The 12,133-nt window shown below is 64.1% G+C and carries 13 protein-coding genes; 6 read left to right on the plus strand and 7 right to left on the minus strand.

The window, feature by feature from the left end:
• Positions 1–77: 77 nt before the first annotated feature.
• The gene (locus FJ546_RS04835; RefSeq protein WP_140888310.1) at positions 78–518 is read left to right on the plus strand and encodes a hypothetical protein; all 441 of its coding nucleotides are present in this window, start codon (positions 78–80) and stop codon (positions 516–518) included.
• Between the two features lie 10 nt (positions 519–528).
• On the opposite strand, the gene ilvD is transcribed toward FJ546_RS04835, so the two are convergent.
• Positions 529–2,373, minus strand: coding sequence for a dihydroxy-acid dehydratase (gene ilvD / locus FJ546_RS04840; protein WP_140888311.1), 1,845 nt, complete (start codon positions 2,371–2,373; stop codon positions 529–531).
• A 267-nt stretch (positions 2,374–2,640) separates the two neighbouring features.
• On the opposite strand from ilvD, the gene FJ546_RS04845 reads away from it, so the two are divergent.
• Entirely contained in the window at positions 2,641–3,111 is a 471-nt protein-coding gene (locus FJ546_RS04845; RefSeq protein ID WP_140888312.1) for a VOC family protein, read from the plus strand.
• Between the two features lie 140 nt (positions 3,112–3,251).
• Here the strand turns inward: FJ546_RS04845 and FJ546_RS04850 are convergent, their stop codons facing one another.
• From FJ546_RS04850 to FJ546_RS04860, 3 genes are all read right to left on the minus strand, one after another.
• Positions 3,252–4,844 (minus strand): peptide chain release factor 3, encoded by a 1,593-nt coding sequence (locus FJ546_RS04850; protein WP_140888313.1) that lies wholly within the window; start codon positions 4,842–4,844, stop codon positions 3,252–3,254.
• Between the two features lie 100 nt (positions 4,845–4,944).
• Positions 4,945–5,874, minus strand: coding sequence for a haloalkane dehalogenase (locus FJ546_RS04855; protein ID WP_140888314.1), 930 nt, complete (start codon positions 5,872–5,874; stop codon positions 4,945–4,947).
• The gene (locus FJ546_RS04860; RefSeq protein WP_140888315.1) at positions 5,871–6,467 is read right to left on the minus strand and encodes a TetR/AcrR family transcriptional regulator; all 597 of its coding nucleotides are present in this window, start codon (positions 6,465–6,467) and stop codon (positions 5,871–5,873) included. Before FJ546_RS04860 ends, FJ546_RS04855 begins: the two co-directional genes overlap by 4 nt.
• A gap of 127 nt (positions 6,468–6,594) precedes the next feature.
• On the opposite strand from FJ546_RS04860, the gene FJ546_RS04865 reads away from it, so the two are divergent.
• Positions 6,595–7,668: an FAD-binding oxidoreductase gene (locus FJ546_RS04865; protein WP_140888316.1), complete on the plus strand. Its 1,074-nt coding sequence runs from the start codon at positions 6,595–6,597 to the stop codon at positions 7,666–7,668.
• On the opposite strand, the gene FJ546_RS04870 is transcribed toward FJ546_RS04865, so the two are convergent.
• The 3 genes from FJ546_RS04870 to FJ546_RS04880 form a co-directional block, all read right to left on the minus strand.
• Complete coding sequence (locus tag FJ546_RS04870) at positions 7,662–9,035, minus strand: amidase (RefSeq protein WP_140888317.1); 1,374 nt, start codon at positions 9,033–9,035, stop codon at positions 7,662–7,664. The two genes, FJ546_RS04865 and FJ546_RS04870, sit on opposite strands and share 7 nt — an antisense overlap.
• 179 nt (positions 9,036–9,214) lie before the next feature.
• Positions 9,215–10,015, minus strand: a complete 801-nt coding sequence (locus tag FJ546_RS04875) for a class II glutamine amidotransferase (protein WP_140888318.1) — start codon at positions 10,013–10,015, stop codon at positions 9,215–9,217.
• A 15-nt stretch (positions 10,016–10,030) separates the two neighbouring features.
• Entirely contained in the window at positions 10,031–10,279 is a 249-nt protein-coding gene (locus tag FJ546_RS04880) for a DUF6356 family protein (RefSeq protein ID WP_095787189.1), read from the minus strand.
• 113 nt (positions 10,280–10,392) lie between these two features.
• Between FJ546_RS04880 and FJ546_RS04885 the strand changes: the two genes are divergently transcribed.
• From FJ546_RS04885 to FJ546_RS04895, 3 genes are all read left to right on the plus strand, one after another.
• Positions 10,393–10,863, plus strand: coding sequence for an Lrp/AsnC family transcriptional regulator (locus FJ546_RS04885; RefSeq protein WP_095791985.1), 471 nt, complete (start codon positions 10,393–10,395; stop codon positions 10,861–10,863).
• Positions 10,864–10,959: 96 nt separating this feature from the next.
• A complete protein-coding gene (dut, locus tag FJ546_RS04890) occupies positions 10,960–11,445 on the plus strand; it encodes a dUTP diphosphatase (RefSeq protein ID WP_140888319.1) in 486 nt (161 codons plus the stop codon).
• Positions 11,445–12,104 (plus strand): HAD family phosphatase, encoded by a 660-nt coding sequence (locus tag FJ546_RS04895; protein WP_181167817.1) that lies wholly within the window; start codon positions 11,445–11,447, stop codon positions 12,102–12,104. The genes dut and FJ546_RS04895 overlap by 1 nt, the downstream gene beginning before the upstream one ends.
• Positions 12,105–12,133: the final 29 nt, after the last annotated feature.

Consider the following 12,133-nt stretch of genomic DNA (forward strand, 5'->3'; position numbering starts at 1 on the left):
CGGTTATGCGCTGTGCTCGACTCGTGTCCTTTCTACGGTGCGTTTTGTTCGGCACCTTTGCCGTGCAATCTCCGGCCATGGCTATCGACTACGACAAGGCGCACATGCTCGATGCGGAGAACCTGGCTGAGCAAGGAATAGCTAAGGCGTACTATCAGGTTTTCCCAAAGCTTCGACAGTATCTGAAAAACCCGATCGCTATCGAGGAGAGCATCGACGCGCACGCGACCCGATATGTAGTGCGTGCAGCAGCCCAAGAATTCGTGATATATGCCCCAGATGTTCCGGATAGCGAGCGCAAAAGCTGGGGCACCGCCACTTACGTATTCTTCAAAATCATCAACGACCAACTCGCTAGTTCGGACGTGCGCTTCTATGCGCTTAACGGCGGAAACGATCTCTTCGGCATCTTCTTGACACCGTCACAGGCGGAGGACGCAAAGCGATCGCTGCCAACCCGAGCGGATTGGCCCTATCTTCCCAATGCGGAATGGCCTTGGTACGGCCAGTACCACTAGCCTCGGCAGGTCACTCCGGCACTTTCCGCACGGCCCCCTTGTCGGCGCTGGTGGCGAAGGCGGCGTAGGCGCGCAGCGCGGTCGTCACCTTGCGCTTGCGCTTTTCCTCCGGCTTCCAGGCCAGGGCGCCCTTGGCTTCCATCACCGCCCGGCGCGCTTCAAGTTCGGCGTCGCTGACAGCGAGGCGGATGGTGCGGTTGGGGATGTCGATCTCGATCGTGTCGCCTTCCTGCACCAGTCCGATCGTGCCGCCTTCGGCGGCTTCCGGCGACGCATGACCGATCGACAGGCCAGACGTGCCGCCGGAGAAGCGGCCGTCGGTGACCAGTGCGCAGGCCTTGCCCAGGCCCTTCGACTTCAGATAGCTGGTCGGATAGAGCATTTCCTGCATGCCGGGGCCGCCGCGCGGCCCCTCATAACGGATGACGACGACGTCGCCGGCCTTGATCTCGTTGGACAGGATTGCCTTGACCGAAGCGTCCTGGCTTTCGAACACCCGCGCCGGGCCGGTGAATTTCAGGATCGACTCGTCGACGCCGGCCGTCTTCACGATGCAGCCGTCGAGCGCCAGATTGCCTTTCAGCACGGCAAGACCGCCATCTTTCGAGAATGGCGTTTCCGCCGAACGGATGACACCCTTTTCACGATCGAGATCGAGCTCGTCCCAGCGGCGGTCCTGGCTGAAGGCGACCTGCGTCGGCACGCCGCCGGGGGCGGCGAGGAAGAAGCCGCGGACATTCTGGCTGGAGGTGCGGGAAACATCCCAATGGTCGAGCGCCTCGCCGAGGCTTGATGTGTGCACGGTCGGCAGGTCGCGGTTGATCAGCCCGGCATTGTCGAGCTGGCCCAGGATGGCCATGATGCCGCCGGCGCGATGAACGTCTTCCATGTGGACGTCGGACTTGGCCGGCGCCACCTTGCAGAGCACCGGAACCCGCCGTGACAGCCGGTCGATATCCTCCATGGTGAAGTCGACCTCGCCCTCATGGGCGGCGGCCAAAATGTGCAGCACGGTGTTGGTCGAGCCGCCCATGGCAATGTCGAGCGTCATGGCGTTTTCGAAGGCGCCCTTCGAGGCGATGGTCCGCGGCAGCGCCGTCTCGTCATCCTGCTCGTAATAGCGCTGGGCGAGATCGACGACGAGATGGCCGGCCTCGACGAACAGCCGCTTGCGGTCGGCATGCGTGGCCAGTGTCGAGCCGTTGCCCGGCAGCGACAGTCCGAGCGCCTCGGTCAGGCAGTTCATGGAATTGGCGGTGAACATGCCCGAGCAGGAGCCGCAGGTCGGGCAGGCCGAGCGCTCGATGACCTTGACGTCCTCGTCGGAGATCTTGTCGTCGGCGGCCGCGACCATGGCGTCGACCAGGTCGAGCGCCTGCGTCTTGCCGGCCAGCACCACCTTGCCGGCTTCCATCGGCCCGCCGGAGACGAAGACGGTCGGGATGTTGAGGCGCAGCGAGGCCATCAGCATGCCAGGGGTGATCTTGTCGCAATTGGAGATGCAGACCATGGCGTCGGCGCAGTGGGCGTTGACCATGTATTCGACGGAATCGGCAATCAGCTCGCGCGACGGCAGCGAATAGAGCATGCCGTCATGGCCCATGGCGATGCCGTCATCGACGGCGATGGTGTTGAATTCCTTGGCAACGCCGCCGGCCTTCTCGATTTCGCGTGCCACCAGTTGGCCGAGGTCCTTCAAATGCACATGGCCCGGCACGAACTGGGTAAAGGAATTGACCACCGCGATAATCGGCTTGCCGAAATCCGAATCCTTCATGCCGGTGGCGCGCCAAAGGCCGCGGGCGCCGGCCATATTGCGGCCATGGGTGGTGGTGCGGGAGCGATAGGCAGGCATGTTTTTTCCTTGGTGGCTGGCCTCGGCCCGGGAATGACGCGGCGGAGCTGAATTCGGATCGCAGGCTTTATAGACGCGCAAGTATGGTCTGGCCACATTTTTGCAATGCGCCAGAGTCTCGCGAAAAACGCGAGCTTCCAAAAAAATTACATGCGGCTGTCGGATCGCGTCGCGCACGGCCGTCCTTGGGCGGACGGCACGGAGATGGCACCATTCTCGGAGCCAACCGTTTCATCGTAACAGCAAAAAGCAACCGAGGAGCACGACATGCAAAAGATCACCACCTGCCTGTGGTTTGACGGCCAGGCCGAAGAGGCGATGAATTTCTACGTCTCCATCTTCAAGAATTCGAAGGTGCTGAGCGTGATGCGTTGGCCCGAAGGGCACGCCGATGAAGGCAAGGTGCTGGTGACCACGTTCGAGCTCGACGGCGTGCAGTTCCAGGCGCTGAACGGCGGACCGCAATTCAAGTTCAACGAAGCGATGTCACAGTCGATCGACTGCAAGACGCAGGAAGAGGTGGATTATTTCTGGGACAGGCTCATCGAAGGCGGCGGCGAACCATCGCAATGCAGTTGGTTGAAGGACAAGTTCGGCGTCTCCTGGCAGGTCGTGCCGGAGCAACTGCCGCGCCTGCTCGGGGATGCGGACCGGGCCAAGGCCGGCCGGGTGATGGATGCGATGATGCAGATGGGCAAGATCGACATCGCCAAGCTAGAAGAGGCGGCGAAAGGGTGAGTATTAGCCTTCGATGTCGGCGCCACCCCTCATCCGTCGCCGTCGGGCGTTCGTCGTTCGAAAAGCCAAGCAATTGGCTTTTCGTCCGCTGCGCGGACCACTCCTCACCCCCATGAACGTGGAGAAGGAAAGTGGCTGGCTCACGCCGCCTTGTCGCGGACCTGGTAGTCCTTGATCGTGGCGAAGCGGATCGCTTTCCAGCGTTCGGCTTCGTAGTTCAGCGAGAAAGCGTGCTGGGCCAGAAACACCGGGTCGTTGTCGAGGTCCCTGGCGATGTCGCCGCGATGCGCCTCGATGAAGCGAAGCGTCTCGGCCTTGTCGTCGGCCGAAATCCAGCGGCAGACGGAAAAGCGCGGCATTTCGAATTCGACCGGCAGCGTGTATTCGAAGTTCAGCCGCTCCTTCAACACATCGAGCTGCAGAGCGCCGACGACGCCGACGATGGCCGGTGAGCCATCCTCGGGCGAGAACAGCTGCACGACGCCTTCCTCGGCCATCTGGTGCAGCGCTTCCTTGAGTTTCTTGGCCTTCATGGCGTCCCCGAGGCGCACGCGGCGCAGGATTTCCGGGGCGAAGTTCGGCACGCCCCTGAAAAGAATCTCCTCGCCCTCGGTCAGCGTGTCGCCGATGCGCAGCGTGCCATGGTTGGGAATGCCGACGACGTCGCCGGCAAAGGCCTCATCCGCCGTGACGCGGGTGCGGGCGAAGAAGAACTGCGGCGCCGACAGGCTCATCGGCTTTCCCGTTCGCACCAGCTTGGCCTTCATGCCGCGCTCGAGCTTGCCCGAGCAGACGCGCACGAAAGCGATACGGTCGCGGTGGTTGGGATCCATATTGGCCTGGATCTTGAAGACGAAGGAGGTCATCTTGTCCTCGGTCGCCTCGACCTTGCGGGTGTCGGCCTCCTGCGCGCGCGGCGGAGGCCCGAAGGCGCCGAGCGCCTCGATCAGGTCGCGCACGCCATAATTGCGCAGTGCGGATCCGAAATAGACCGGCGTCAGATGGCCCTCGCGAAAGGCGTCGATGTCGAGCGGCCGGCAGGCTTCGCGCGCGAGTTCCAGTTCCTCGATGAAGGCCTCGCGCTCGTTTTCCGGCAGCAACCCGGCGACGCGGTTGGAATCGGGACCGTTGACCGGCGTGCGTTCCTTCTCGTCGTCGCCCTTGCGCACCGCGTTCAACGCCAGGTGATAGGTGCCGGAAAACGTCCTGCCGCGGCCGATCGGCCAGGTGATGGGTGCGGTATCCAGCGCCAGCTTCTGCTCGATCTCGTCCAGGATCTCGAACGGATCGCGGCTTTCGCGGTCCATCTTGTTGACGAAGGTGATGATCGGGATGTCGCGCAGCCGGCAGACTTCGAACAGTTTCAGGGTGCGCGGCTCGATGCCCTTGGCGGCGTCGATGACCATGACGGCCGAGTCGACCGCCGACAGCGTGCGGTAGGTGTCGTCGGCGAAATCCTCGTGGCCGGGCGTGTCGAGCAGGTTGAAGACGTTGTCTTCATACTCGAAGGTCATCACCGATGTGACGACCGAAATGCCGCGCTCGCGCTCGATCTTCATCCAGTCGGAGCGCGTCTGGATCTTGTCCTTCTTGGCCTTGACCTCGCCGGCAAGCTGGATGGCGCCGCCGAACAGCAGCAGCTTTTCGGTGAGCGTCGTCTTGCCGGCGTCGGGGTGCGCGATGATCGCGAAGGTGCGGCGGCGCGCCACTTCCTCTGGTATTGTTTCGGGCATTCTCTGGGATTTCCGTGTGACAGGCCGGGCTTCTAGCAGCGTAGTGCCGGGCTGTCGACCGGTCCGGCGGCGCGGACGCCGCCGGATGCCATGGCTTGCCTCAGGCCATCTCGCCCATCCGGTTCGCCCAAACGACCTCCGGAAGCCAGCTGGCTATGGCGCCGCCAATCGCGTCGGCATGATCCTCCTGAAGATAGTGCGCACCAGGCCCAAGATTGATGAAACTGCAGTTCTTCAAACCGGCCGCGAATTCGCGCGCGGCCTGCGGCCCGATCAGCGCGCCCGGATCACCCGCGAACAGCAGTTTCGGATAGGTGGACAGCCGCAGCGCGCGATGGTCGTGCGCGCTGATGGCGGCGACGTCGGCGGGCTGGCCTTCGATGGGCATCTCCCGGGGCAGGCGCAGCACCGGCTTGCGCGACTGCGGCGTCGGGAACGGCGCCCGATAGGCGGCCATTTCCTCGTCGCTCATCGTGCGCAGCACCGAGACCGGCAGCACTTTCTCGACGAAGACATTGTCCTCCAGAACCAGCTTTTCGCCGACGCCGGGCGTGCGGAGCGCCTTGAACATTTCGCGGGCTTGCGGGCGCTGGTGAAAATCCTCCCAGCGCTCGAAGGGGCGGATGAATTCCATGAAGGCGAGACCGAGGATGCGCTGCGGCCGCCTTGCCGCGAGATGGAAGGCAAGGGCCGTGCCCCAATCCTGCGCGACCAGCACCACATCGCTGATGTCGAGGGCGTCGAGGAAGGCATCGAGATAGCGGACCTGGTCGAAGAAGCGATAGTCGATATCGGGCTTGCCGGACTGGCCATAGCCGATCAGGTCGGGCGCGATGCAGCGGCCGAACGGCGCGACATGCGGGATGATGTTGCGCCAGATGTGGGACGAGGTCGGGTTGCCGTGCAGGAACAGCACGGTCGGGCCGGACGCTCCCGCCTCGACATAGGACATGGTCGAATCGAGTACGGGAATCTGCAAGCGTCTCGGCGCGGTGGCGACGGGCTGAGGCGGGTTGGCTTTCGAACTCATGGGGTCGGCTCCTTTGCAAACACTGTGCTGAAGATGACTTTCTTGAACCGCTCGAGCGGTTCAGGGCTGCGCTCGACCTTCATGCGCAGCATGGCGCCCTGCCAGGACGACAGCAGGAAGTCGGCGAGGTCCTCGGCCTCGAAGGTCTTGGCGATGTCGCCAGCCGCCTGGCCTTCGGCGATGCAGACGGCGAATGGCTGGCGCCAGCGCTCGAAGATGGCGACGAGTTGCAAGCGCAACGGCTCGCTGTGCACGGTTGTCTCGAGGCTGAGATTGCCGATCATGCAGCCGCGCGCCCAGTCATGCGCCTCGAGCTTCGAAGTGATGACGTCGAGGTAGCGGCGCAGCCTGCCCGTGGGCGGCGTGCCGTCCTGCGCCAGCGCAGCCTCGACCAGCCCACTGACATAGGTGAAGTAGCGGTCCAGCACTTCGCCTACGAACGCCTCCTTGGAGGCGAAATGATTGGTGAAGGATCCCGGCCGGGCGTCGGCGGCAGCAACGATGTCTCGCACGCCGGCGGCGGCATAGCCTGAATTCCAGATGGTCCGGAAACCGGCGTCGAGAAGTTTTTCACGGACTGATTGTCTAGCCATGGTCAAATAATACGTACGTACGTATTGAAGTCAAGCGCATATTTTTGCCGTGTCCGATGTTGGCAAGTGGCGAACGGGGTGGCACTGCAAGAGCGTCCTCGGCGGGCAACCAGGTAAAGGAGCGAACATGGCTGCGGCGAAACAAGTGATCGTCATCGGCGCCGGCATCATCGGCGCCTCGATCGCCTGGCATCTGACCAGGGCAGGCGCGCAGGTCACGGTCGTTTCCGAAAGCGGCGCGGGTGGCGTCGCGACGCCCAATTCCTTTGCCTGGATCAACGCCAGCTGGGGTAACCCCGAAATCTATTTCCGGCTGCGCACCCGCGCCATGGCCGAGTGGAGGCGCCTGGCGAACGAACTGCCTGGGCTGCCGCTCGCCTGGTGCGGCGGGCTGTGCTGGGACCTGCCGGCCGACCGGCTCGAAGCCTACGCGGCCGAACATTCTTCATGGGGCTACGGCATCGAACGCGTTGGCCGCGAGCGGGCGGCGCAAATCGAACCCAGCCTCGTCGAGCCTCCTGAATTCGCTGTTCATGTCGCGGAGGAAGGTGTGGCCGAGCCGGTTGCGACGGCTAGGGCCTTGCTGTCGGATGCCGGACGGCGTGGCGCGCGGATCATTGCCAGCACGGTCTCGGCGCTGGCCCAGACCAACGGCAGGACGACCGGCGTGGACACATCGCATGGGCTGATTGCCGCCGACGAAGTGGTGATCGCCGCTGGCGTCGGCTCGCCCGACATTGCCGCGACGGCCGGCATCAAGCTGCCGATCGAAACGCCGCCTGGCCTGATCGTCCATTCGCGGCCATACGAGAAGCTGCTCAACGGTCTGGTGCACGTCGAGAGACTGCATATGCGCCAGACGGCGGAGGGCCGCATCATCGCCGGCTCGGATTTCGCCGGCGGCGATCCCGGCCAAAACCCCGAAGCGACGGCGCGCGACCTGTTCGCGGTGACGAAGGCGGCATTGCGCGGCGCCGAAGGGCTGGAGCTTGATTTCCACACCATCGGCTACCGCCCCCATCCGATCGACGGCTTTCCGATCATCGGCCGCGCCGAGGGCATGGACGGGCTCTATGTCGCGGTGATGCATTCGGGCATCACACTGGCCCCGGCCGTCGGCCTGTTTGCGACCCGGGAAATCCTCGACGGCGGGCGCGACCCGCTGCTGGCCCCCTATGGGTTGGGGCGCTTTGCTCAGTAAGCCGGCGGGCGGCGAAAGCCACCGGTAAGCGGCTCAATGGCCGCCGCGATACCAAGCAGCCGCGCCTCCGACCAGCGTTTGCCGACCAATTGCAGGCCGACCGGCAGGCCGTCGCGATCTTCTCCGCACGGCATCGAAAGTGCAGGATGGCCGCTGTAGTTGAAGACGGCGCCATAGGCCGGCAGCGTCCAATAGTCTTGATCCTTGCCATCGACCTTGATCGGCGTGCCCGGCTCGCAATGCGGAAAGGCCATGGTCATCGCGACCGGGCAGAGCAGCGCGTCCCAGTCGTCAAAGAACCGGTCCCAGCCGAGAATGGATTTGTCGCGGCGGGCAAGCGCCTCGAACCAGCGCGAGACCGACGTCGGCCGCTCCGGCGGCTGGGGTTGAGCTGCCTCCATCATCATGCCGATCAGCGCGCCGCCCTGCGCGAGATCGTCGCGCAGATCGAGCTCAGGCAGCTTCGCCTGCTCCACGATCGCCCCCGCCGATTGCAACTGCCTTGCGAGGTTTTCGGCCGCGGCGCCGATAGCGCCGGCCACCGGGAAGCCGGGCAAGGACGGCGCGAAGGCAATGCGCAGGGTCTTCAGGTCGAGCTTCGGCGTGATCTCGACCGGCACCGGCGCCAGATCGGTGTCACACCCATCCGGCCCGGCGATGATTCGGTGAATCAGCGACAGATCGTCCACGCAGCGCGCCAGCGGGCCGAGGCAGGACATCAGCCGCACGCTGCGCGCGGCATTGCCTGGATTTGGGAAGGCGCCAGCCAGCGAGACGCGGTGTTCGGTCGGCTTCAGGCCGTAGACGCCACAGAAGGCGGCCGGCAGCCGGATGGAATCCTGCATGTCGGTGCCGACATCGAACGGCGTCATGCCGGCCGCCACCGCGGCTGCGGCGCCGCCGCTGGAGCCGCCCGCCGTGCGCTCAAGGTTCCATGGATTGCTCGTGCGCCCGAACAACGGATTGTTGGACTGCCAGCCCGACAGCATGGTGGCGACATTGGTCTTGGCCATCAGCACGCCGCCGGCCGCCTTCAGTCTCGCAACGACCGGGCTGTCGCGGCGCGCGACATAGTCGGCGAAGGGCGGGAAGCCGACCGTGGTTTTCATGCCGATGGTTTCGTGCATGTCCTTCAGCGTGAAGGGAACGCCATGCAACAGCCCGGGTGTGGCGCGGCGCGCGAGTGCCGCGTCGGCCTTCCCGGCGCGTTCGTACGCGCCCTCCCGGTCGAGCGAGATGACGGCGTTGACGCCTTCATTGTGCCGGTCGATCTGCGCCAGATGGGCATCGAGGGCTTCGACGGCGGAGATGTTGCGACGGGCGATGGCGGCGGCGAGTTCGACGGTCGAGGAGAAGACGATGTCCATGGCGAATGCTCCGGCTTGGCCGCGCTCATCAGATCAAAATGGCGGAGAGCGGCGCGGCTTCAAGCAGAGTTGAGCATTCGCAGCCTGGTGGTGCTTGATCGAAATTGCGCCGACCGCCCGTTGAGGTCTGCGCTCTACGGCGCCCCCTGTCCTGCGGCGGTTCCGACTTAGAGAAGGATTTACCCGGCCAAGGCCAACTTCGCCGCCATCGGAGCAAAGGGCCGAATGCTGATCCCGTCCCCAGTCATGGTGACGAAACTCGATGGCGGGATCGCCTGCCAGTCGCCGCCCTCGCGATCGAAAGGTTCGGAGACGATGCAGCGGCCGCCGCCTTTGCGCAAGGAGGAGGTGTAGAGCGTCGGCGCATGGGCGTCGGTGGCATAGCGCACCGCGTGCAGCGCCTGCCCGTCCGAGAAGGCGGCGGTGAGTTTCAGCGCCGGTTCGAGGCCGGCGCGGCGCGAGGCTTCGAGCACGCGGGCAGTGGCGCGCGAGACCGCGCCTTGCGGGTCGCCGGCCAAGCCCTCGTCGATCATCAGGAGAAAGAACAATTCGGAATCGGTGGTGCCTTCGCGCTGGTCGAAGACGGCGTCGGACAGCGAATTCTCCAACGCGCGGCGGATTTTCTCGAAACCGCCGATCTGGCCATTGTGCATGAACGACCAGGAACCGGAGATGAAGGGATGGCAGTTCATGCGGCTGGTGGCGCCGCCGGTCGAGGCCCGCACATGGGCGAGGAACAGGCCGGATCTGATCTGCCGGCACAGGCTCTTCAGATTGGGATCGGACCAGGCCGGCAGGATGTCGCGGTAGAGGCCAGGCTCCGGCCGGTCGCCATACCAGGCGAGGCCGAAACCGTCGCCATTGGTCGGCGACTTGGCTTCCTGGGCGCAATGGCTCTGGGCGATCAGCGAGTGGCAGGGCGCCGTGAGAATGTCTTCAAGAAAGACCGCTTCCCCGAGATAGGCCGCCCACCGGCACATCGCTTCTGTCGTCCTCTAGGCGCGATCCATGAGAGCCGCCGGCTCCTTGGTCGCGTGTGTGCCTCTGTTGTGCGTCCGTTCGTAAAGCTCGCGGACGATTCGGCTGGCGGTAGTCTCGAAAAGAAATGGCAAGAAAGCGTGAACGAGGGCGGCGCCGGCCGCCAGCAGCAGGCGCGAGGAGAACCAGGCGGCAAAGGCCATATGGCCGAAATAGGTTTCGCCGACCTTGGCGGGATGGGAAGTGAAGATCCTTGCAACCGACATTGAGGTCCCCTTCAGCGCTTGCGTTCAGATATGAGTATCCTGACACGATTTGCCGGTTCATCGGTCTCAAAATGTCCTTGTATTTTGCTACTTTGTGGGACACACATACCAACATGGCGCTCGATATCGATGAAATAGACCGAAAACTGCTTGCCGAATTGCAACGCGACGGCACGCTGTCGGTCGACCAGCTGTCGGAACGGGTGGCGTTGTCGCGCAATGCCTGTTGGCGGCGCGTCAAGCGGCTGGAGGAGGATGGCGTCATCACCGGCCGCGTGGCGCTGGTCGATGCCGACAAGCTCGGGCTTGGCCTTTCGGTGTTCATCCTGGTCCGTACGTCCAACCATGATCCCGACTGGTTGCAAAAGTTTCGGGCGGCGGTGACCAGCCTTCCCGAGATCACCGGCGTCTATCGCATGTCCGGCGACCTCGACTATGTCCTGCGTGCCCGCGTTGCCGACGTGAAGGCCTACGACCGGCTCTACCAGCGGCTGATCGCCAAGGTGGCGCTGTCCGATGTGTCCGCCTCCTTCGTCATGGAGGAGATCAAGGAGACGACGGTTGTTCCAATGGAAGTGCGCTAAAGCGTGCTCAGGCCATAGTGATGCCTGAAAGAAAGCCGTTGATAGCGGCGCGGGCGAATTGACCGAATCGGCAATCGCGCCGATAGGATCGATTTTATGCGCGCAGCCTTCCAGAACTCCTCCGTCATCGGTCCGACCGTCGGCTTCGTCAGATTGCCGCATGCTGAAGGACTTCCCCTCCCCGCCTACGAAAGCGCCAGCGCGGCCGGCATGGATTTTCGCGCGGCGGTACCCGACGACCGGCCCCTGCTGATCCTGCCTGGGAAACGCGCCTTGGTGCCGACCGGGCTGATCCTGGAAATCCCCGAAGGCATGGAAGGCCAGGTGCGGCCGCGCTCCGGCCTCGCTTTCAAGCATGGCCTCACCGTCCTCAATTCACCGGGCACGGTCGACAGCGACTATCGCGGCGAGCTGAAGGTGCTTTTGATCAATCTCGGCGACGAGGATTTTGCCGTGACGCGCGGCATGCGCATCGCCCAGATCGTTTTCGCCGCGGTGACGCAGGTGGCCGTCGAAGAGCGTTCGCTGGCCGGCGGCACGGCGCGTGGTTCGGGCGGGTTCGGATCGACCGGCACCGCCTGATGCAAATACCAAAGCTGGTCATCTTCGACTGCGACGGCATTCTCGTCGACACGGAGAATCTCGCCAACCGGTGCCTGGCCGAATGGTTGATCGCGGCGGGCTATCCGACGAGCTTCGAATATTGCCGCAGGAATTTCTCCGGCCGCAGCATGGCCTCGGTGCAGAAGGACATCGAAGAGCGGACCGAGGTTCGTCTCGGCGCCGATTTCGTCGACCGCTGGAATGCCGGCCTGCCGGACCTGTTTTCCCATGGCGTCGAAGCGATCCCCTACGTGCGGGAGTTCATCGAGGCGGTCCGCGCGGCCGGCATCCCCTATTGCGTCGCCACCTCGGCCCGGATTTCGAAGATGCACATCACGCTGGGCCAGACCGGGCTGTTGCCGCTGTTCGAACATGCGATGTTTTCCTCGACCATGGTCGGGCGCGGCAAGCCGTTCCCCGACCTGTTCCTGCATGCGGCCAAGACCATGGGCTTCGCGCCGGCAGACTGCATCGTCATCGAGGACAGCGTCGCCGGGACGCAGGCCGGTATCGCCGCCGGCATGCGGGTGTTTTCCTATCATGGCGATCCCTATTCCGACCGCGACGGCCTGATCGAGGCCGGCGGCATCCTGTTCGACGACATGCGCGAACTGGCCGGGCTTGTGCCGATCCACTGATCCCGGTCCAGCATGGCTGCGTGATACTG

Origin of the sequence: Mesorhizobium sp. B2-4-19 (assembly GCF_006441315.1) — a bacterium.
In the GTDB taxonomy this organism is placed as follows: domain Bacteria; phylum Pseudomonadota; class Alphaproteobacteria; order Rhizobiales; family Rhizobiaceae; genus Mesorhizobium.

Coding starts and splice junctions, on each gene's coding strand:
- FJ546_RS04835 (WP_140888310.1), top strand. CDS start 78: ATGGCTATCGACTACGACAAGGCGCACATGCTCGATGCGGAGAACCTG.
- ilvD (WP_140888311.1), bottom strand. CDS start 2,373: ATGCCTGCCTATCGCTCCCGCACCACCACCCATGGCCGCAATATGGCC.
- FJ546_RS04845 (WP_140888312.1), top strand. CDS start 2,641: ATGCAAAAGATCACCACCTGCCTGTGGTTTGACGGCCAGGCCGAAGAG.
- FJ546_RS04850 (WP_140888313.1), bottom strand. CDS start 4,844: ATGCCCGAAACAATACCAGAGGAAGTGGCGCGCCGCCGCACCTTCGCG.
- FJ546_RS04855 (WP_140888314.1), bottom strand. CDS start 5,874: ATGAGTTCGAAAGCCAACCCGCCTCAGCCCGTCGCCACCGCGCCGAGA.
- FJ546_RS04860 (WP_140888315.1), bottom strand. CDS start 6,467: ATGGCTAGACAATCAGTCCGTGAAAAACTTCTCGACGCCGGTTTCCGG.
- FJ546_RS04865 (WP_140888316.1), top strand. CDS start 6,595: ATGGCTGCGGCGAAACAAGTGATCGTCATCGGCGCCGGCATCATCGGC.
- FJ546_RS04870 (WP_140888317.1), bottom strand. CDS start 9,035: ATGGACATCGTCTTCTCCTCGACCGTCGAACTCGCCGCCGCCATCGCC.
- FJ546_RS04875 (WP_140888318.1), bottom strand. CDS start 10,015: ATGTGCCGGTGGGCGGCCTATCTCGGGGAAGCGGTCTTTCTTGAAGAC.
- FJ546_RS04880 (WP_095787189.1), bottom strand. CDS start 10,279: ATGTCGGTTGCAAGGATCTTCACTTCCCATCCCGCCAAGGTCGGCGAA.
- FJ546_RS04885 (WP_095791985.1), top strand. CDS start 10,393: ATGGCGCTCGATATCGATGAAATAGACCGAAAACTGCTTGCCGAATTG.
- dut (WP_140888319.1), top strand. CDS start 10,960: ATGCGCGCAGCCTTCCAGAACTCCTCCGTCATCGGTCCGACCGTCGGC.
- FJ546_RS04895 (WP_181167817.1), top strand. CDS start 11,445: ATGCAAATACCAAAGCTGGTCATCTTCGACTGCGACGGCATTCTCGTC.